This is a genomic window from Pseudomonas grimontii (assembly GCF_007858185.1).
In the GTDB taxonomy this organism is placed as follows: domain Bacteria; phylum Pseudomonadota; class Gammaproteobacteria; order Pseudomonadales; family Pseudomonadaceae; genus Aquipseudomonas; species Aquipseudomonas grimontii.
On record NZ_VFES01000003.1, the window covers coordinates 99,007 to 117,116 of the forward strand.

The 18,110-nt window shown below is 60.2% G+C and carries 19 protein-coding genes and 1 pseudogene; 16 read left to right on the plus strand and 4 right to left on the minus strand.

Translation table 11 applies throughout. The features are described 5' to 3' along the window. The first annotated feature begins 81 nt into the window (after positions 1–81). The 6 genes and pseudogenes from coaBC to FIV39_RS07130 all read left to right on the plus strand — a co-directional run bounded on the left by coaBC (position 82) and on the right by FIV39_RS07130 (position 6,521). Positions 82–1,290, plus strand: a complete 1,209-nt coding sequence (gene coaBC, locus FIV39_RS07100) for a bifunctional phosphopantothenoylcysteine decarboxylase/phosphopantothenate--cysteine ligase CoaBC (protein ID WP_027608291.1) — start codon at positions 82–84, stop codon at positions 1,288–1,290. Positions 1,291–1,295: 5 nt separating this feature from the next. Next, positions 1,296–1,751, plus strand: coding sequence for a dUTP diphosphatase (gene dut, locus FIV39_RS07105; protein ID WP_053127661.1), 456 nt, complete (start codon positions 1,296–1,298; stop codon positions 1,749–1,751). Between the two features lie 255 nt (positions 1,752–2,006). Next, positions 2,007–3,413: pseudogene (locus FIV39_RS07115) on the plus strand (phosphomannomutase/phosphoglucomutase); the annotation flags it as partial. Positions 3,414–3,431: 18 nt separating this feature from the next. Then, positions 3,432–4,337 (plus strand): acetylglutamate kinase, encoded by a 906-nt coding sequence (gene argB / locus FIV39_RS07120; RefSeq protein ID WP_015886532.1) that lies wholly within the window; start codon positions 3,432–3,434, stop codon positions 4,335–4,337. A gap of 268 nt (positions 4,338–4,605) precedes the next feature. Then, entirely contained in the window at positions 4,606–5,664 is a 1,059-nt protein-coding gene (locus tag FIV39_RS07125) for a type IV toxin-antitoxin system AbiEi family antitoxin (protein WP_090401438.1), read from the plus strand. Beyond that, on the plus strand, positions 5,652–6,521 hold the full coding sequence (locus FIV39_RS07130) for a hypothetical protein (protein ID WP_090401437.1): 870 nt from the start codon (positions 5,652–5,654) through the stop codon (positions 6,519–6,521). The genes FIV39_RS07125 and FIV39_RS07130 overlap by 13 nt, the downstream gene beginning before the upstream one ends. Positions 6,522–6,594: 73 nt before the next feature. Here FIV39_RS07130 and pyrE read toward each other — a convergent pair whose 3' ends face one another. Further along, entirely contained in the window at positions 6,595–7,242 is a 648-nt protein-coding gene (gene pyrE / locus FIV39_RS07135; protein WP_027608288.1) for an orotate phosphoribosyltransferase, read from the minus strand. 82 nt (positions 7,243–7,324) lie between these two features. Between pyrE and FIV39_RS07140 the strand changes: the two genes are divergently transcribed. Then, positions 7,325–8,104 (plus strand): exodeoxyribonuclease III, encoded by a 780-nt coding sequence (locus FIV39_RS07140; RefSeq protein WP_003195493.1) that lies wholly within the window; start codon positions 7,325–7,327, stop codon positions 8,102–8,104. Positions 8,105–8,162: 58 nt separating this feature from the next. Here FIV39_RS07140 and FIV39_RS07145 read toward each other — a convergent pair whose 3' ends face one another. Together FIV39_RS07145 and rph are read right to left on the minus strand one after the other, a co-directional pair. Next, positions 8,163–8,531 (minus strand): DUF4870 domain-containing protein, encoded by a 369-nt coding sequence (locus tag FIV39_RS07145; protein WP_053127655.1) that lies wholly within the window; start codon positions 8,529–8,531, stop codon positions 8,163–8,165. Between the two features lie 22 nt (positions 8,532–8,553). Then, positions 8,554–9,276: a ribonuclease PH gene (gene rph / locus FIV39_RS07150; protein WP_016975928.1), complete on the minus strand. Its 723-nt coding sequence runs from the start codon at positions 9,274–9,276 to the stop codon at positions 8,554–8,556. Between the two features lie 216 nt (positions 9,277–9,492). On the opposite strand from rph, the gene FIV39_RS07155 reads away from it, so the two are divergent. The 6 genes from FIV39_RS07155 to FIV39_RS07180 all read left to right on the plus strand — a co-directional run bounded on the left by FIV39_RS07155 (position 9,493) and on the right by FIV39_RS07180 (position 14,789). Continuing rightward, on the plus strand, positions 9,493–10,356 hold the full coding sequence (locus FIV39_RS07155; protein WP_090401436.1) for a YicC/YloC family endoribonuclease: 864 nt from the start codon (positions 9,493–9,495) through the stop codon (positions 10,354–10,356). Between the two features lie 10 nt (positions 10,357–10,366). Then, positions 10,367–10,987 carry a guanylate kinase gene (gmk, locus tag FIV39_RS07160; protein WP_027608284.1) on the plus strand — a complete coding sequence of 207 codons (621 nt, stop codon included), beginning with the start codon at positions 10,367–10,369 and terminating at the stop codon, positions 10,985–10,987. Positions 10,988–11,154: 167 nt separating this feature from the next. After that, positions 11,155–11,418 (plus strand): DNA-directed RNA polymerase subunit omega, encoded by a 264-nt coding sequence (gene rpoZ, locus FIV39_RS07165; protein ID WP_017735757.1) that lies wholly within the window; start codon positions 11,155–11,157, stop codon positions 11,416–11,418. Positions 11,419–11,478: 60 nt separating this feature from the next. Then, complete coding sequence (gene spoT / locus FIV39_RS07170; RefSeq protein ID WP_015886535.1) at positions 11,479–13,584, plus strand: bifunctional GTP diphosphokinase/guanosine-3',5'-bis pyrophosphate 3'-pyrophosphohydrolase; 2,106 nt, start codon at positions 11,479–11,481, stop codon at positions 13,582–13,584. Between the two features lie 24 nt (positions 13,585–13,608). Then, positions 13,609–13,989, plus strand: coding sequence for a RidA family protein (locus FIV39_RS07175; RefSeq protein ID WP_003176922.1), 381 nt, complete (start codon positions 13,609–13,611; stop codon positions 13,987–13,989). 56 nt (positions 13,990–14,045) lie between these two features. Continuing rightward, the gene (locus tag FIV39_RS07180; RefSeq protein ID WP_090401435.1) at positions 14,046–14,789 is read left to right on the plus strand and encodes a hypothetical protein; all 744 of its coding nucleotides are present in this window, start codon (positions 14,046–14,048) and stop codon (positions 14,787–14,789) included. Between the two features lie 62 nt (positions 14,790–14,851). Here FIV39_RS07180 and FIV39_RS07185 read toward each other — a convergent pair whose 3' ends face one another. Next, positions 14,852–15,703 carry an SDR family oxidoreductase gene (locus FIV39_RS07185; RefSeq protein ID WP_090401434.1) on the minus strand — a complete coding sequence of 284 codons (852 nt, stop codon included), beginning with the start codon at positions 15,701–15,703 and terminating at the stop codon, positions 14,852–14,854. A 189-nt stretch (positions 15,704–15,892) separates the two neighbouring features. On the opposite strand from FIV39_RS07185, the gene exbB reads away from it, so the two are divergent. From exbB to FIV39_RS07200, 3 genes are read left to right on the plus strand one after another with little or no spacing between them, the layout of a single operon-like run. Beyond that, on the plus strand, positions 15,893–16,864 hold the full coding sequence (exbB, locus tag FIV39_RS07190; RefSeq protein ID WP_090401433.1) for a tonB-system energizer ExbB: 972 nt from the start codon (positions 15,893–15,895) through the stop codon (positions 16,862–16,864). Between the two features lie 6 nt (positions 16,865–16,870). Beyond that, positions 16,871–17,296, plus strand: coding sequence for a TonB system transport protein ExbD (gene exbD, locus FIV39_RS07195; RefSeq protein ID WP_090401432.1), 426 nt, complete (start codon positions 16,871–16,873; stop codon positions 17,294–17,296). Next, entirely contained in the window at positions 17,293–18,042 is a 750-nt protein-coding gene (locus FIV39_RS07200; protein ID WP_090401431.1) for a TonB family protein, read from the plus strand. Before exbD ends, FIV39_RS07200 begins: the two co-directional genes overlap by 4 nt. Positions 18,043–18,110 lie beyond the last annotated feature (68 nt).

Genomic DNA, 18,110 nt, shown 5'->3' on the forward strand with positions numbered 1-18,110 from the left:
TTTTTTGCGTGCGATTTCACCTGGGGAGGGGGCATCGCAGGCGTCACTGAACTGGCTTCACTGAACTGGAAAGGCAAACCAATGCAGCGTCTGTATCGGAAACGCATCGTTCTCGGCGTCGGCGGCGGCATTGCCGCCTACAAGAGCGCAGAGCTGGTCCGCAGGCTTCTCGACCAGGGCGCCGAAGTGCGCGTGGTCATGACCCGCGGCGGCAGTGAGTTCATCACCCCGCTGACCATGCAGGCCTTGTCCGGACACCCGGTTCATCTGGACCTGCTGGACCCGGCAGCCGAAGCCGCCATGGGTCATATCGAGCTGGCCAAGTGGGCCGACCTGGTGCTGATCGCTCCTGCCACCGCCGACCTGATCGCGCGCCTGGCGCAAGGTATTGCCGATGACCTGCTGACCACCTTGGTACTGGCCACCGATGCCACCGTCGCCATCGCCCCGGCCATGAACCAGGCCATGTGGCGCGACCCGGCGACCCAGGCGAACACCCAACTCCTGCAAAGCCGTGGCCTCAAGGTGTTCGGCCCGGCCTCCGGCAGCCAGGCCTGCGGCGATGTCGGCATGGGCCGCATGCTCGAAGCCACCGACCTGGCGCTGTGCGCCGCCGAGTGTTTCCAGCACTTGGCCCTGACCGGCAGGCACGTGCTGATTACGGCGGGCCCGACCCAGGAAAACATCGACCCTGTGCGCTACATCACCAACCATAGCTCAGGAAAAATGGGCTTTGCCTTGGCGGAAGCTGCGGTCGAGGCCGGCGCACGCGTTACCCTGATCACCGGCCCGGTGCACTTGCCGACCCCCGATCGCGTCACGCGCATCGACGTAGTCAGCGCCCGGGACATGCTGGCGGCCTGTGAGGCTGCCATCCCGTGTGACCTGTTTATCGCTTCGGCAGCGGTTGCAGACTACCGCCCGGAAGTCGTCGCCCCGCAAAAGCTCAAGAAAGACCCTACGAGTGGCGACGGCCTGCTCCTGCAAATGGTGCGCAACCCGGACATTCTGGCAACCATCGCCACGCGTCCGGACCGCCCCTTCAGCGTCGGCTTTGCCGCCGAGACCGAGCACCTGCTGGACTACGCCGCACGCAAACTGAAAGACAAAAACCTCGACCTGATCGTTGCCAATGATGTCGCCAACCCGAGCATCGGCTTCAACAGCGAGGAAAACGCCTGCAGCGTGATCGACCGCGAGCTGCACGCCACCCTTTTCGCCCAGACCAGCAAAGGCAAGATTGCCCGCCAACTGATCTCTTTTATCGCCCAACGGCTGAACCAGGTTTAATTTCCATGCACGCTTTGCAAGCCAAGATCCTCGACCCCCGCATCGGCACCGAATTCCCGCTGCCGGCCTACGCCACCCCAGGTTCCGCCGGCCTGGACCTGCGCGCCATGCTCAAGCAAGACACCGTCCTTGAGCCGGGCCAGACCCTCCTGATCCCTACCGGTCTGTCGATCTACGTCGGCGACCCAGGCTTGGCGGCGCTGATCCTGCCGCGCTCCGGCCTGGGCCACAAACACGGCATCGTGCTGGGCAACCTGGTAGGCCTGATCGACTCGGACTACCAAGGCGAACTGATGGTGTCATGCTGGAACCGTGGCCAGACGGCGTTCAACATCGTTGTCGGCGAGCGCATTGCCCAGCTTGTACTGGTGCCGGTGGTGCAGGCGCACTTCGAACTGGTGCAGGATTTCGATGAAACCCAACGCGGCGCAGGCGGTTTTGGGCATTCCGGCAGTCACTGACTACGCTGAGCCTGGCCGGGCGCTTTTGCCCGGCTCAACGCCCCCGCAAGGCTTTTCAGGATGAAGAATGCGCGGACTTTATCAGCGAGATTTCCCCATTGAAATCAACGCATTACGCAGACAAAAAGACAGGAGCCAAGCTCCGATGGCACTTTTGCACCACGAACTCTCTGCCGAAAACACCGTCATACCCTTCAGTTTGAGCCTGCCGGTCAGCCACATTAAGGCCAGCCTTGCCCCCTTGAGATGGAGTTTCCCCCCGCGATGAGTACCGCAGCCCGAGTAGCCCCGACATTCCCCGACAGCATCTTTCGCGCCTATGACATTCGTGGCGTAGTGCCCAAGACCCTGACCGCCGAGACCGCCTACTGGATTGGCCGCGCCATTGGCTCCCAGAGCCTGGCCCAGGGCGAGCCGAACGTTTCGGTCGGCCGTGACGGTCGCCTGTCCGGTCCGGAACTGGTGGAACAACTGATCCAGGGCCTGGCCGACAGCGGCTGCCATGTCAGCGACGTAGGCCTGGTGCCCACCCCTGCGCTGTACTACGCCGCCAACGTACTGGCCGGCAAGTCCGGGGTGATGCTGACCGGCAGCCATAACCCATCGGACTACAACGGCTTCAAGATTGTCATCGCCGGCGACACCCTCGCCAACGAACAGATCCAGGCCCTGCACACCCGCCTGAAGACCAACGACCTGACGAGCGGCCAAGGCAGCATCACCAAAGTTGACATCCTGCCGCGCTACTCTGACGAAATCACCCGCGACGTCAAACTCGCACGACGTCTCAAAGTGGTAGTGGACTGCGGCAACGGCGCGGCCGGCGTAATCGCCCCGCAGCTGCTCGAAGCCCTGAACTGCGAAGTGATCCCGCTGTTCTGCGAGGTCGATGGCAACTTCCCCAACCACCACCCGGACCCGGGCAAGCCAGAAAACCTGGTGGACCTGATTGCCAAGGTCAAGGAAACCGGCGCTGACGTCGGCCTGGCCTTCGACGGTGACGGCGACCGCGTGGGCGTGGTGACCGAAACCGGCGAGATCGTGTTCCCGGACCGCCTGCTGATGCTGTTTGCCCGCGATGTGGTAGCGCGCAACCCTGGTGCCGAGATCATTTTCGACGTGAAATGCACCCGCCGCCTCACCCCGTTGATCAAGGAATACGGCGGTCGCCCACTAATGTGGAAGACCGGTCACTCGTTGATCAAAAAGAAAATGAAGGAAACCGGCGCCCTGTTGGCCGGCGAAATGAGCGGCCACGTATTCTTCAAGGAGCGCTGGTTCGGGTTTGACGACGGCATTTACAGCGCCGCCCGTCTGCTGGAGATCCTCAGCAAGGAAAAATCCACCGCCGAGGAGCTGTTTCAGACCTTCCCGAATGATATTTCTACGCCAGAGATCAATATCCATGTGACCGAGGAGAGCAAATTCAGCATCATTGACGCACTGCACGATGCGCAATGGGGTGAAGGCGCCAACCTGACCACCATTGATGGTGTGCGAGTCGATTACGCCAAAGGCTGGGGCCTGGTTCGCGCGTCCAACACCACACCGGTGCTGGTGCTGCGTTTCGAGGCGGATACCGAGGCTGAGTTGCAGCGCATCAAGGACGTGTTCCACGCCCAGTTGAAACGTGTTGCCCCTGATCTCCAATTACCGTTCTGATTTTTACCGGAGCCCTGAATGACCCTCGAACGCGAAGCCGCTGCCAACACCGCCAAGGTCCTGTCCGAAGCGTTGCCTTACATTCGACGCTACGTCGGCAAGACGCTGGTGATCAAATACGGCGGCAATGCCATGGAAAGCGACGAGCTGAAAACCGGCTTTGCCCGTGACATCGTGTTGATGAAGGCCGTGGGGATCAACCCCGTGGTGGTCCACGGCGGCGGCCCGCAAATCGGCGACCTGCTCAAGCGCTTGTCGATCGAGAGTCACTTCATCGATGGCATGCGCGTCACTGACGCGCAGACCATGGACGTGGTGGAGATGGTCCTCGGCGGCCAGGTGAACAAAGACATCGTCAACCTGATCAACCGTCACGGCGGCAGCGCCATTGGCCTGACCGGCAAGGACGCCGAGCTGATCCGCGCGAAAAAACTGACCGTTACCCGTCAGACGCCGGAAATGACCCAGCCGGAAATCATCGACATCGGCCAGGTGGGCGAAGTGATCGGCATCAACACCGACCTGCTGAACCTGCTGGTCAAGGGTGACTTCATCCCGGTGATCGCGCCGATCGGCGTGGGTGCCAACGGTGAGTCCTACAACATCAACGCCGACCTTGTGGCCGGTAAGGTGGCCGAAGCATTGAAGGCTGAAAAGCTGATGCTGCTCACCAACATCGCCGGCCTGATGGACAAGGAAGGCAAGGTGCTGACCGGCTTGACCACTCAACAAGTGGACGAGCTGATTGCCGATGGCACCATCTACGGCGGCATGTTGCCGAAAATCCGTTGCGCGCTGGAAGCAGTGCAAGGCGGTGTCGGCAGCTCGCTGATCCTGGATGGCCGTGTGCCGAATGCAATCCTGCTGGAAATCTTCACCGATACAGGTGTAGGTACGCTGATCAGTAACCGCAAGCGTCCCTGATTTATAAAGCACCAAAAAACCGCAGTTTCTTACGGCGCCTACGACAATACGTACCCATGTACGGAATCTTCGTCAGGCAAAGTAGAATCTGCGGTTTTTTATGCGCAATGGAAACGCAGCCTACAACGATGATCACGAAAATGCCGCTGAAATTTTTCAGTATTAGTGCATATTTCAACATTCACTGAAAACATCATAAAGGGTGAAATTCCTCGACTTTTTTCATCGCAATAGCTATTTTCAACATTCGCTGAAAAGGGCTCAATTAATGAAAGAACTCGAAATTCACTCCAGAGATGCGCTGCGAAGCCTCCTGAGCAAGGTACCGATTCTCGAGATTAAAAGCCTCAAATCTATGCCTCCTTCAAAAGGCTGGACTCCGGACTTCATTATCGAGATTAACGCATCAGGCAAATCACGCCCTCTGGTGTGCGAGGTAAAAGCAAACGGCCAGCCCCGATTCATAAACGCGGCCATACTTCAGCTTCGCGACTATGTGAGCGAGCAAAGGCCAGAGGCTACGCCTATTGTGGTAGCACCCTATCTTTCACCCGTAGCAAGACAACTGTGTCGGGAAAAGGGTGTGGGATATCTGGACCTGGAAGGTAATGCCTGGATCTCGTTCGATGGTGTATTCATTGATCACCAAGTAGCTGGCAAGCCGCTCTCGGAGCACAGGGAGCTTAAGTCTTTCTTCAAACCGAAATCAGCGCAGATCATACGCACGATGCTTCGGGATCCGGGCCGAGCCTGGCGGGTGGTAGAACTGTGCGAAGCCGCCGGGGTAAGCCTGGGACAAGTCAGCAATGTCCGCACAGCGCTACTGAATCGAGAATGGGCAAGAGCTACAAACGACGGCGTATGTCTATCCGATCCTCAAGCGCTCCTGGATGCATGGGCCGAAGCATACGAGCCTCCATCAGGAGAGCGTAAGGGCTTCTATACCACCTTACATGGCAGCGCATTGGAAAATGCCGCGCGCATCGCTATTGGAGAAAGGAGCGGCGGACACGCACTTTTTTCGTCCTTTTCTGCCGCTCAATGGCTCGCACCCTATGCCCGCATCAGCACGAATTACTTTTATGCCGACATTGAAGGGCTAGAGAGACTCGTTAAAGCACTACAGTTGGTTCCTGCATCAAAGGGAGAGAACGTTGTCATCACTTTACCCAACGACGAAGGACTCCTACTGGACACCGTTGAACCCGCACCGGGCGCCCTGTGCACCAGCCCCGTTCAGACATATTTGGATCTATCGGTTGCGGGAGAGCGCGGAGAGGAAGCCGCCGAATATCTACGACAGGAAAAACTGACATGGTCTCGTTAATCCCTCAAGAACCTCAATCCGCCTCAGATTATGACGACAGAACGACAGCTGCCGTGAAGGCGGTATTAGTCGAGATCGGTCAGATCCTTGGTTCCTTCAAAGGCAAGTTTGCAGTGATCGGTGGCGCGGTGCCTTGGCTCCTGCTGGCGAACGACGATATGCAGCACGTTGGAACCCTCGATGTCGATTTGAGCTTGGACGCAGAGGCTCTCGGTGATGGCGAGTACGCGACGTTGATTGAAGCACTGATGGGTAATGGGTACGAACAAAGAGGAGAACTGCGGCGATTCCAGCTCGTTCGCCAGGTTGCCGTGCAAGACGGTGGATCGGCGATAGATGTGATCGTGGACTTCTTGATGCCGCGCGACGCCGAAATCATCCAGAACAAACCTCCCATTCTCAACGACTTTGCAGTTCAACGCGCTGACGGTGCCGACTTGGCGATGCGCTTCTATCAAATGGTTGCCATTGAAGGCTCCATGCCTGCGGGTGGCAAAAATCGTGTCGAGGTCGCGGTGTGCTCGATCCCCGCCCTGCTGGCGATGAAGGGATACGCCCTGAACGGAAGGCACAAACAGAAGGACGCATATGACATCTACTACTGCGTCCGTAATTTCCCCGGAGGCATGCAAGCGCTTGCTGAGGAATGTCGATCAGTACTGGAAACCGGGAGTGGAGAACAGGGGTTTCAGTTCATCGGCGAAAAGTTTGATATCGCCGAAGGTTATGGCCCGACCGCCGTAAGGCGATTCGTCGAAGACAGCCAAATACTCGGAGATCGCACACCGGACCAATGGCAACAAGACGCTTTCGGGCAGGTTGACGCTTTATTGCGCGCCTTGCGACTGCGGGAGTAGCAGCACCCCGAAACCCGAGCTGAAAAAAGGCCCCGATCAATTGAATGGAACGGGGCCTTTTTTATCGTGGCGATTACTGAACGCCGAACTGCTCGCGATACGCCTTAACTGCCGGCAAGTGCTGCTTGAGCTGCGGATCATCTTCCAGGAACTGCAACACCTGGTTCAACGACACGATGCTTACCACTGGAATACCGAAATCACGCTCCACTTCCTGGATCGCCGACAACTCACCGTTGCCGCGCTCCTGGCGGTTCAGCGCGATCAGCACACCGGCGGCCTTGGCGCCGTCCTGGGACGCGATGATCTGCATCACTTCACGGATAGCGGTGCCGGCCGTGATCACGTCGTCGATGATCAATACATCGCCGGTCAGCGGCGCGCCCACGAGGCTGCCGCCTTCGCCATGGGCCTTGGCTTCCTTGCGGTTGAAGCACCATGGCAGATCCCGCCCATGATGTTCAGCCAGGGCCACGGCTGTTGCAGCGGCCAGGGGGATACCCTTGTAGGCCGGGCCAAACAGCACGTCGAAGGAAATACCGCTTTCAACAATGGCTGCCGCGTAGAAACGCCCCAGCTGAGCCAGGGCCGAACCCGAGTTGAACAAGCCCGCATTGAAGAAGTACGGGCTGGTGCGCCCGGACTTGAGGGTGAACTCACCGAAGCGCAAAACCCCGCGATCGATGGCAAAACGAATGAAATCGCGTTGATACGCCTGCATGAAAAAAGCCTCAGATACCACGGATTTAGCTAATTAGGTAGACGGCGTGTATCATACACGCACGCGATTTTTGGGGCCATTTATGCGGATCATCAGTGTGAACGTTAATGGTATTCAGGCTGCAGTCGAGCGTGGTTTGCTCAGTTGGCTGCAAGCTCAGAATGCCGACGTCATCTGCCTGCAGGACACCCGCGCCTCCGCCTTTGAACTGGACGACCCAGCCTTCCAACTGGATGGCTACTTCCTTTATGCCTGCGATGCCGAAGTGCCCACCCAAGGTGGCGTGGCTTTGTACTCGCGGTTGCAACCCAAGGCGGTCATCAGCGGCCTCGGCTTCGAGACAGCCGACCGCTACGGGCGCTACCTGCAAGCCGATTTCGACAAGGTCAGCATCGCGACCTTGCTGCTTCCTTCGGGGCAGAACGGCGATGAAGACTTGAACCAGAAGTTCAAGCTAATGGACGATTTCGCCCGTTACCTGGATAAACAGCGACGCAAACGTCGCGAGTACATTTATTGTGGCTCGCTGTACGTGGCGCAACAGAAGCTGGATATCAAGAACTGGCGCGACAGCCAGCAATCCCCGGGCTTCCTGGCGCCGGAACGGGCCTGGATGGACGAGATTGTCGGCAACATGGGCTATGTGGATGCACTGCGCGAAGTCAGCCGCGAAGGCGACCAGTACAGCTGGTGGCCAGACAATGAACAGGCTGAGATGCTCAACCTGGGCTGGCGCTTCGACTACCAGTTGCTGACCCCAGGCCTGCGCCGGTTCGTGCGCAGTGCACGTTTGCCGCGCCAGCCGCGCTTCTCGCAGCACGCGCCGCTGATCGTGGACTACGACTGGACACTGACCATCTAAGGTCTTTACCCAGGCACAAAAAAACCGACATCGCTGTCGGTTTTTTTGTGGGCGCTCATTATTTGACCAGGCGCCAGGTCCACGGGTAGCGATAGGCAGTGCCGTTGTTGGCCTTGATGCCAGCGATGATCGTCAGCACCAGCGCCGCCACCACCAGGATCAACATCAGCAGAAAGCCAATCACCACGAACCCCAGCACCATGCAGACCAGCCAGGCGATGGCCACGGTGATCTGGAAGTTCAGGGCTTCCTTGCCCTGATCATCGATAAGCGGGTCCATATCCTTCTTGATCTGCCACACGATCAGCGGCCCCAACAGGCTACCGAAGGGGAATACCAACCCCAGGAACGCCGCGAAGTGACACAACATCGCCCACTGGCGAACCTCCTTGGTCGGTGCCGGAACCGGCAATTGACTGTCACTCATGGCGCTTCTCCTTGAAGCCGGCTTAGTCAGCCAGTGCGGCGTTTTGCAGTTCGAAGATCTCAGTCATGCCTTTCTGGGCCAGGGCCAGCATGGCGTTCAGCTCGGCCGGCTGGAATGGCGCACCTTCGGCGGTGCCCTGCACTTCGATGAAACCACCGGTACTGGTCATCACTACGTTCAGATCGGTCTCGGCAGCCGAGTCTTCCAGGTAGTCCAGGTCCAGCACCGGCTCGCCCTGGTACATGCCCACCGATACGGCGGCGATCATCTGCTTCAGTGGGTCGCCGCCTTTCAGGCCGCCACGCTTCTTGATGACTTTAAGGGCGTCCACCAACGCCACCATGGCGCCGGTGATGGATGCAGTCCGCGTACCGCCATCGGCCTGGATCACGTCGCAGTCGACGTAGAGGGTCACGTCACCCAGCTTGGACATGTCCAGCGCCGCGCGCAGCGAGCGCCCGATCAGGCGCTGGATTTCCAGGGTGCGGCCGCCTTGCTTGCCACGGCTGGCTTCACGCTGGTTACGCTCGCCGGTGGCGCGCGGCAGCATGCCGTATTCGGCGGTCAACCAACCCTGGCCCTGGCCTTTAAGGAAACGCGGCACGCCATTTTCAACGCTGACGGTGCAGATAACCTTGGTATCGCCAAACTCGACCAGTACGGATCCCTCGGCGTGTTTGGTGTAGTTGCGGGTGATGCGGATCGAGCGGAGCTGATCGGCAGCGCGACCACTTGGACGTTTCATAGGGGATACCTGTACTGAGGACGAAAAACTGCCGAGCATTATAGAGCCGCGAGCCGATTCGGGGCACTTCTAAAAATCTGGTTACGAATGGTCAGCCTATCGCCCATTGTTTGGGCGCGCTCGCCCCACTGCGCTACAATCCCGCGCCTTCGCAGCCTGTCGGCTTCAATTCACCCATCAGCCCGCTTTCGCGGGACTGCATCGCGAGGTACCTCCATGGTGCACAGCATGACCGCCTTCGCCCGCGTCGAAAAAGCCGGCGCCCAAGGCACCCTGAGCTGGGAACTGCGCTCGGTCAACAGCCGCTACCTGGAGCCGCACCTGCGCCTGCCGGAATCCTTCCGTGACCTCGAAGGCGCCGTGCGTGAGGCACTGCGCCAAGGCATCTCCCGCGGCAAGCTGGAATGCACCCTGCGCTTTACCGAGGAAACCACCGGCAAGCCGCTGCAGGTCGACCGCGAACGCGCTGCGCAACTGGTCGCCGCCGCCGAAACCATCGCCGGCCTGATCAAGCAGCCCGCCGCGCTGAACCCTCTGGAAGTGCTGGCCTGGCCCGGCGTGCTGGTGGCCGACGCCACTGACCCGCAGGCCCTCAATGCCGAAGCCCTCGCCCTGTTCACCCAGGGATTGAAGGAGCTCAAGGCCGGCCGCGAGCGCGAAGGCGTCGAACTGGCCCGACTGATCAACGAACGCCTGACGTCGATCGAAGCAGACGTGGTCACCTTGCGCGAGCTGGTGCCGCAGATGCTCGCCACCCAACGCCAGAAGGTCCTCGACCGCTTCACCGACATGAAGGCCGACCTCGACCCCGTGCGCCTGGAGCAGGAGATGGTGCTGCTGGCGCAGAAGAGCGATGTCGCCGAAGAGCTGGACCGCCTGAGCACCCACATCCTCGAAGTGCGCCGCGTACTCAAGTCCGGCGGCGCCGCCGGTCGGCGCCTGGACTTCCTGATGCAGGAACTCAACCGTGAAGCCAATACACTGGGCTCCAAGGCTTTCGATCCGCGCAGCACCACGGCGGCGGTCAACCTCAAAGTGTTGATCGAGCAGATGCGCGAACAAGTACAGAATATTGAGTAAGGCAACCTCCATGACCCATAGCACCGGCACCCTTTACATCATTTCCGCCCCTTCGGGCGCGGGCAAGAGCAGCCTGGTCAAGGCCCTGACCGACGCTGACGAGCAGATTCGCATCTCGATCTCCCACACCACCCGCGCCATGCGCCCGGGCGAGGTGAACGGCGTGCACTATCACTTCGTCGAGCGCACCGAATTCGTCAAGATGATCGAACATGGCGACTTCCTCGAGCGCGCCGAGGTCTTCGGCAACCTCTACGGCACCTCGCAAAGCCACCTGCAGCAGACCCTGGACGAAGGCCACGACCTGATCCTGGAAATCGACTGGCAGGGCGCCGAGCAAGTGCGCCAGCTGATGCCCAAGGCACGCTCGATCTTCATCCTGCCGCCGTCGCTCGAAGCCTTGCACCAGCGCCTGACCAACCGTGGCCAGGACAGCGACGAGATCATCGAAGGCCGCATGCGGGAAGCCGTCAGCGAAATGAGCCACTATGTCGACTACGACTACCTGATCATTAACGACGATTTTTCCCACGCACTGGACGACCTGAAGGCGATTTTCCGCGCTAATCAACTCCAGCAAAAGCGTCAACAGCAGCGTTTCGGCAAATTACTGGCCGAACTGCTTGGCTGATTGGCTCTTCCCAAAACCGCTGCAGGGGCTTTACATTGGCGCTTGTAGCGGTTTTGCGAGGGCCTGCGAAAAATCAGCGCTTCCCTAAACGCTGGTGATTTTTTAAACTGTTTAGTCCGCTCGCCCAACCGGGCAGCGCGCATCTTGCATTCGCTCCGAGGAATATCATGGCCCGCGTAACCGTTGAAGACTGCCTAGACCACGTGGCAAACCGCTTTGAGCTGGTCATGCTCTCTACCAAGCGTGCCCGTCAACTGGCCACTGGCGGCAAAGAGCCCCTGGTCCAGTGGGAAAACGACAAGCCTACCGTTGTAGCCCTGCGTGAAATCGCTGAAGGCCTGATGAGCTACGAGTTCATCGCCAACGCTGAAATCGTTGAAGACGAACCGCTGTTTGCAGCGTTCGAGGACGAGTCCAACGAGGCCGTCTAAGCCTATGCCTGGTCGACGTAGCACGGCGCGGGGTCACAGCCTTCGGCAGGAGTTCACACTTTGCCGAGCATAGACGCCCTCGCCGATCGCTTATCGACCTACCTCGGCCCCGACCAGGTCAACCTGGTCCGCCGAGCGTATTTCTACGCCGAACAAGCCCACGACGGCCAACGCCGCCGAAGCGGTGAGGCGTACGTCACCCATCCTCTTGCGGTGGCGAATATCCTGGCCGACATGCACATGGACCATCAGAGCCTGATGGCCGCGATGCTGCATGACGTGATCGAAGACACCGGTATTGCCAAGGAGGCGCTCAGCGCGCAATTTGGCGAAACCGTGGCCGAACTGGTCGACGGGGTCAGCAAACTGACCCAGATGAACTTCGAGACCAAGGCCGAAGCCCAGGCGGAAAACTTCCAGAAGATGGCCATGGCCATGGCCCGGGATATCCGCGTGATCCTGGTCAAGCTGGCCGACCGGCTGCACAACATGCGCACGCTGGAAGTGCTGTCCGGCGAAAAACGCCGGCGCATCGCCAAGGAAACCCTGGAAATCTACGCGCCCATCGCCAACCGGCTGGGCATGCACGCCATTCGTATCGAGTTCGAAGACCTCGGCTTCAAGGCCATGCACCCGATGCGTTCGGCGCGCATCTACCAGGCCGTCAAGCGCGCCCGGGGCAACCGCAAGGAAATCGTCAACAAGATCGAAGAATCCCTGAGCCATTGCCTGGCGATCGACGAAATCGAGGGCGAGGTCAGTGGCCGGCAGAAGCACATCTACGGCATCTACAAGAAGATGCGCGGCAAGCGCCGGGCCTTTAACGAGATCATGGACGTGTACGCGTTCCGCATCATCGTGGACAAGGTCGATACCTGCTACCGCGTGCTCGGCGCTGTACATAATTTGTACAAACCCCTGCCGGGGCGCTTCAAGGACTACATCGCCATTCCCAAGGCCAACGGCTATCAATCGCTGCATACCACGCTGTTCGGTATGCACGGGGTGCCGATCGAGATCCAGATCCGTACCCGCGAAATGGAAGAGATGGCCAACAACGGCATCGCCGCCCATTGGCTGTACAAATCCAGCGGCGACGAGCAGCCCAAAGGCACCCATGCCCGCGCCCGCCAGTGGGTCAAGGGCGTGCTGGAAATGCAGCAACGTGCCGGCAACTCCCTGGAATTTATCGAAAGCGTGAAGATCGACCTGTTCCCGGACGAGGTCTACGTGTTCACGCCCAAAGGCCGGATCATGGAGCTGCCCAAAGGCTCCACCGCGGTCGACTTTGCCTACGCGGTGCACACCGACGTCGGTAACAGCTGCATTGCCTGCCGGATCAACCGCCGCCTGGCCCCGCTGTCGGAACCGCTGCAAAGCGGCTCCACGGTCGAGATCGTCAGTGCACCCGGCGCGCGCCCGAACCCGGCGTGGCTGAACTTCGTGGTCACCGGCAAGGCGCGCACGCACATCCGCCACGCGCTGAAACTGCAGCGCCGCTCCGAGTCCATCAGCCTGGGCGAACGCCTGCTGAACAAAGTGCTCAACGGCTTCGACAGCGCCCTGGACAAGATTCCGCAAGAGCGCGTGCAAGCGATGCTCCACGAGTACCGCCAGGAAACCATCGAAGACCTGTTGGAAGATATTGGCCTGGGCAACCGCATGGCCTACGTGGTCGCCCGCCGCCTGCTGGGTGAAGGCGAACAACTGCCAAGCCCGGAAGGCCCACTGGCGATTCGCGGAACCGAGGGCCTGGTGCTCAGCTACGCCAAATGCTGCACGCCGATCCCGGGCGACCCGATCGTGGGCCACCTGTCGGCTGGCAAAGGCATGGTGGTTCACCTCGACAACTGCCGCAACATCACCGAGATCCGTCACAACCCGGAAAAATGCATCCAGCTCTCGTGGGCCAAGGATGTCACCGGCGAATTCAACGTCGAGCTGCGCGTGGAGCTGGAACACCAGCGCGGCCTGATCGCCCTGCTGGCCAGCAGCGTCAACGCAGCCGACGGCAACATCGAGAAAATCAGCATGGACGAGCGCGATGGTCGCATCAGCGTGGTCCAGCTGGTGGTCAGCGTGCATGACCGCGTGCACCTGGCCCGCGTGATCAAGAAACTGCGCGCCTTGACCGGTGTGATCCGCATCACCCGCATGCGTGCGTAGCCCATCCATTACAAGGAGTCATTCATGACCAAGACCGTTATCACCAGCGACAAAGCCCCAGCCGCCATCGGTACTTACTCCCAGGCCATCAAGGCAGGCAACACCGTCTACATGTCCGGCCAGATCCCGCTGGACCCAAAGACCATGGAACTGGTGGAAGGCTTCGAAGCCCAGACCGTACAGGTCTTTGAAAACCTCAAGTCCGTGGCCGAAGCTGCAGGCGGCTCCTTCAAGGACATCGTCAAACTGAACATCTTCCTCACCGACCTGAGCCACTTCGCCAAGGTCAACGAGATCATGGGCAAGTACTTCGAACAACCTTACCCAGCCCGTGCCGCCATTGGCGTTGCAGCCCTGCCAAAGGGCGCGCAGGTTGAGATGGACGCGATTCTGGTCATCGAGTAAAACACCCGGCGCAGCCTCCACAGGCTGCGCCGACTTCGTTTTAAAAGGATTTCATGATGCGCAAAGCGCTTGTAGCCTCTTCGTTGCTCGCCCTGTTGCTCGGCGGCTGCGCCAGCAACCCTGCCGACCTGGATGTGAGCGGCACCTGGATCAACCAGGTCGCCATCGATGCGGCAGCCAAAGGCGGCCCTTTGCGTGAAGCACTGCAAAGCTTTGGCCCGAACCTCGAATGGGAGGTCAACCCCAAGGCCTCGCAGGCGCGCTACTACAACGGTTTTGAAGTAGCCGAAGGCAAGTTGCTCGGTGAGCAATCCGGCGCCTGGAGCGTCGACTTCTATGGCAGCTCCGCCACCGAGCTCAAGCGCAAAGACAAGCAACTGCTGCAAGTGGCCAACGACAACGAGCCCGAACAGCTTTTCGCACGCGCCAAGGAACCCGCACCAGAAGGCGCGCCACTGGGCGCCAACTTCGAGCGTGCGCTGTACTCGGCCTACATGGGCGGCGACTGGAAGATCACTGACGGCTTCGGCAACGGCGCCATCGTGCAGTTCCAGCCCGACGGCAAGGTCGTGGGCCTGCCCAATGTCGATCGGTACTCACTGTGCCTGGCCGGTGACTGCGCCTCCATGAGCGGCGGCTACGACAGCATGTGGCTGCAACTCAACGGCGTAGGCAACCCGTGGATCTTCGTGCGCAAGGGCAAGCAGCTGGAGATCTTCCAGGCGGTCAACACCGCCCAGGCCGACGAAGTGCCTTCGTTTACACCGGGCCCTCGCCAATGGCTGCTTGAGAAGCAATAGCCATCCAAGCGCATGCCTAAATGTGGGAGGGGACTTGCCCCTCCCACATGTTCAACCGTACTTCAACCTTTCAGAATGGCCGCATAACCCTCGCGATAGCTCGGGTAGGCCGGCGCCCAACCCAGCGCCTTGGCTCGGGCATTACTGCACTGCTTGCTGCCCGCTCGCCGCACACTGGCGTCCTCGGACCACTCCGTCACGCCCAGGTAGTCACGCAACCACGCCACCACCTCAGCCAGCGGCGCCGGTGCGTCGTCGACGCCGATATAGACCTTATCCAGCGAACCGCCCTGCTCTACATGCCGCAGCAAAAACGCGAGCAAGCCCGCCGCATCGTCCGCGTGAATCCGGTTGCCATATAGAGGAGGGTCGATCGCCACACGGTAGCCTTGGCGCACTTGGGTCAGCAGCCACTCACGGCCTGGGCCATAGATGCCGGTCAGGCGCACAATGCTTGCCGGGATGCCGCTATTGAGCGCCACTTGCTCGGCCTCCAGCATCACCTGCCCGGAATAGCCTTTCGCCTGGGTCTCAGACGTTTCGTCGACCCATTCGCCATTTTGCTGGCCATACACACTGCTGCTGGACACAAACAGCAGGTGCTTGGGCTCCTGGCCATAATCCTTCAGCCACTCCAGCACATGCTGCAAACCTTGCACGTAAGCCGCGCGATAACCGGCCTCATCGTGGTCGGTCGCGGCGGCGCAGTACACCAGGTAATCCACCCCGCCGATCGGCCAGGTGTCAGGGCAATCCTTGTTGAACAGGTCGCCGGCGATGCCAATCACCCCGTCGGGCAGGCGTGAAATATCGCGCCGCAGGCCATGAACCTCCCATTCCGAGGCCAGCAATTGGCTAGCCAGCCGACTACCCACATCGCCACATCCGGCAATCACAACAGAAGGCACAGACATCATAAAACTCCGTTCTTAAAGGTCTAGATTAGCCCTCGCAGATGACCGACGGCCAGAAAAAGGGCAAATAAAGTTACTGTATTACTTCTGTTAACAAGAATTACTTGCAATAATAACCGCCCATTTGTCCTCGACCTCTTGGGGTCTGGAAGGACGATCACTCATTTTTTTCTCTCAGGTCCGGCCAGCATGACATGTAATACAACCCCCGCTTCGCCAACCAAGCTTCACAGCCCTTCCCGCGCCTGGCGTGCGATTGCTGCGCTGCTGTTCAGCGTAATGCTGGCGCCGACCGCCGCATTCGCCGATGCCACCGCCCCGGCTACCCCGGCAGCCGCCGAGCAGAATACCGCCACTCCGGCTGCTCCCACTGCAGCACCGGCCGCTACCGACCCGGCTGCCGCTGCCGCTGCCGACGACACCGGCGTAGTGCTGGAAGAAGACAACACCCTGGGCATGGCCCACGACCTGTCGCCATGGGGCATGTACCAGAATGCTGACGTGGTGGTGAAAGCCGTGATGATCGGCCTGGCCATCGCCTCGATCATTACCTGGACCATCTGGATCGCCAAAGGCTTCGAGCTGCTGGGTGCCAAGCGTCGTCTGCGCACTGAAATCGTCCACCTGAAGAAGGCCACCACCCTCAAGGAAGCCAGCGAAAGCGCGACCAAGAAGGGCACCCTGGCCAACACCCTGGTGCACGACGCGCTGGAAGAAATGCGCCTGTCGGCCAACACCCGTGAAAAAGAAGGCATCAAGGAACGCGTGGCTTTCCGCCTGGAGCGTCTCGTTGCAGCCTGCGGCCGTAACATGAGCAGCGGCACGGGTGTGCTGGCTACCATCGGTTCAACCGCGCCGTTCGTCGGTCTGTTCGGTACCGTATGGGGCATCATGAACAGCTTCATCGGCATCGCCAAAACCCAGACCACCAACCTCGCCGTCGTTGCCCCCGGCATCGCCGAAGCCTTGCTGGCAACCGCTCTCGGCCTGGTCGCCGCGATTCCTGCGGTAGTGATCTACAACGTCTTCGCCCGTTCGATTGCCGGCTACAAGGCCCAGGTATCGGACGCGTCGGCAGAAGTCCTGCTGCTGGTCAGCCGCGACCTCGATCACCTGCCTACCGAGCGCAGCTCGCAACCGCACATGGTGAAAGTGGGGTAATCGGCCATGGGCCTGCATTTGAATCAAGGCGACGACGAACTCGTCGAGAACCACGAAATCAACGTCACGCCGTTTATCGACGTGATGCTGGTGCTGCTGATCATCTTCATGGTGGCCGCGCCATTAGCCACCGTGGACATCAAGGTTGACCTGCCCGCGTCCAGCGCCAAGCCGGCGCCGCGGCCGGAGAAACCGGTGTTCCTCAGCGTCAAGGCGGACCAACGCCTGTTCCTGGGTGAAGAAGAAGTCAAAGCCGAAACCCTGGGGCAGGTGCTCGATGCCAAGACCCAAGGCAAGAAAGACACGACGATCTTCTTCCAGGCCGACAAGGGCGTGGACTACGGCAACCTGATGAGCGTGATGGATGCCCTACGGGCAGCCGGCTACCTCAAGGTAGGCCTGGTCGGACTTGAGACGGCAGCCAAGAAATGATCACGACGCGCCACAAACTGACGCGTTATGGCACCAGCCTTGCCGTCGTGCTGGGCGTGCATGCCGTCGCGATTGCGTTGATGCTCCATATGTCGGTTCCGCGCCAGCCGCAACTGCCACCGGCTGCCATGGTCATTGATCTGGCGCCGATGCCAGCGCCGCCGCCTCCGGCACCGCCCAAGGTCGTCACGCCGCCGCAACCGCCTGCGCCGGTCGAAGAGCTGCCTTTGCCGAAGCTGGCCGAGGCACCCAAGCCAACGATCCAGGTGCCTAAGCCGGTCAAACCCAAGCCGAAGCCTCAGCCGCCCAAACCGGTGGAGAAAAAACCCGAGCCGCCCAAGGAGAAACCTTCCGAAGAGCCGCCGAGCGAAACGCCACCGACCAACACCCCAGCTGAAAAATCGGCCCAGCCGGTTCCTGGGCCGTCGCCCCAGCAGGTCGCTGCCAAAGCTTCCTGGGAAGGCAGCCTGCTGGCGCACTTGCAGAAGTACAAGAAGTACCCGCCAGGTGCCCAGGCCCGTGGCAAGGAAGGCCTGAACCGCTTGCGCTTCGTGGTCGACGCCGACGGTAACGTGCTGTCCTACGAGTTGGTGGGCCGTTCCGGCAACGCCGACCTGGACCGCGCCACCCTGGACATGATCCGTCGTGCCCAGCCGCTGCCCAAGCCGCCGGCCGATATGCTCAAAGGCGGCAGCATCGAGATCGTTGCACCGTTCGTGTACAACATCGAAAAACGTCGTCGCTGAAAATGAAAGTGGCGAGGGACACCCCTCGCCACTCTCAGCAAAATCCCGCGCATTCCCCCCTCAATCCC

Bases quoted from the DNA above. Each gene is read 5' to 3' on its own strand.
- coaBC (WP_027608291.1), top strand. From the start codon at position 82: ATGCAGCGTCTGTATCGGAAACGCATCGTTCTCGGCGTCGGCGGCGGC.
- dut (WP_053127661.1), top strand. From the start codon at position 1,296: ATGCACGCTTTGCAAGCCAAGATCCTCGACCCCCGCATCGGCACCGAA.
- argB (WP_015886532.1), top strand. From the start codon at position 3,432: ATGACCCTCGAACGCGAAGCCGCTGCCAACACCGCCAAGGTCCTGTCC.
- FIV39_RS07125 (WP_090401438.1), top strand. From the start codon at position 4,606: ATGAAAGAACTCGAAATTCACTCCAGAGATGCGCTGCGAAGCCTCCTG.
- FIV39_RS07130 (WP_090401437.1), top strand. From the start codon at position 5,652: ATGGTCTCGTTAATCCCTCAAGAACCTCAATCCGCCTCAGATTATGAC.
- pyrE (WP_027608288.1), bottom strand. From the start codon at position 7,242: ATGCAGGCGTATCAACGCGATTTCATTCGTTTTGCCATCGATCGCGGG.
- FIV39_RS07140 (WP_003195493.1), top strand. From the start codon at position 7,325: ATGCGGATCATCAGTGTGAACGTTAATGGTATTCAGGCTGCAGTCGAG.
- FIV39_RS07145 (WP_053127655.1), bottom strand. From the start codon at position 8,531: ATGAGTGACAGTCAATTGCCGGTTCCGGCACCGACCAAGGAGGTTCGC.
- rph (WP_016975928.1), bottom strand. From the start codon at position 9,276: ATGAAACGTCCAAGTGGTCGCGCTGCCGATCAGCTCCGCTCGATCCGC.
- FIV39_RS07155 (WP_090401436.1), top strand. From the start codon at position 9,493: ATGGTGCACAGCATGACCGCCTTCGCCCGCGTCGAAAAAGCCGGCGCC.
- gmk (WP_027608284.1), top strand. From the start codon at position 10,367: ATGACCCATAGCACCGGCACCCTTTACATCATTTCCGCCCCTTCGGGC.
- rpoZ (WP_017735757.1), top strand. From the start codon at position 11,155: ATGGCCCGCGTAACCGTTGAAGACTGCCTAGACCACGTGGCAAACCGC.
- FIV39_RS07175 (WP_003176922.1), top strand. From the start codon at position 13,609: ATGACCAAGACCGTTATCACCAGCGACAAAGCCCCAGCCGCCATCGGT.
- FIV39_RS07180 (WP_090401435.1), top strand. From the start codon at position 14,046: ATGCGCAAAGCGCTTGTAGCCTCTTCGTTGCTCGCCCTGTTGCTCGGC.
- FIV39_RS07185 (WP_090401434.1), bottom strand. From the start codon at position 15,703: ATGTCTGTGCCTTCTGTTGTGATTGCCGGATGTGGCGATGTGGGTAGT.
- exbB (WP_090401433.1), top strand. From the start codon at position 15,893: ATGACATGTAATACAACCCCCGCTTCGCCAACCAAGCTTCACAGCCCT.
- exbD (WP_090401432.1), top strand. From the start codon at position 16,871: ATGGGCCTGCATTTGAATCAAGGCGACGACGAACTCGTCGAGAACCAC.
- FIV39_RS07200 (WP_090401431.1), top strand. From the start codon at position 17,293: ATGATCACGACGCGCCACAAACTGACGCGTTATGGCACCAGCCTTGCC.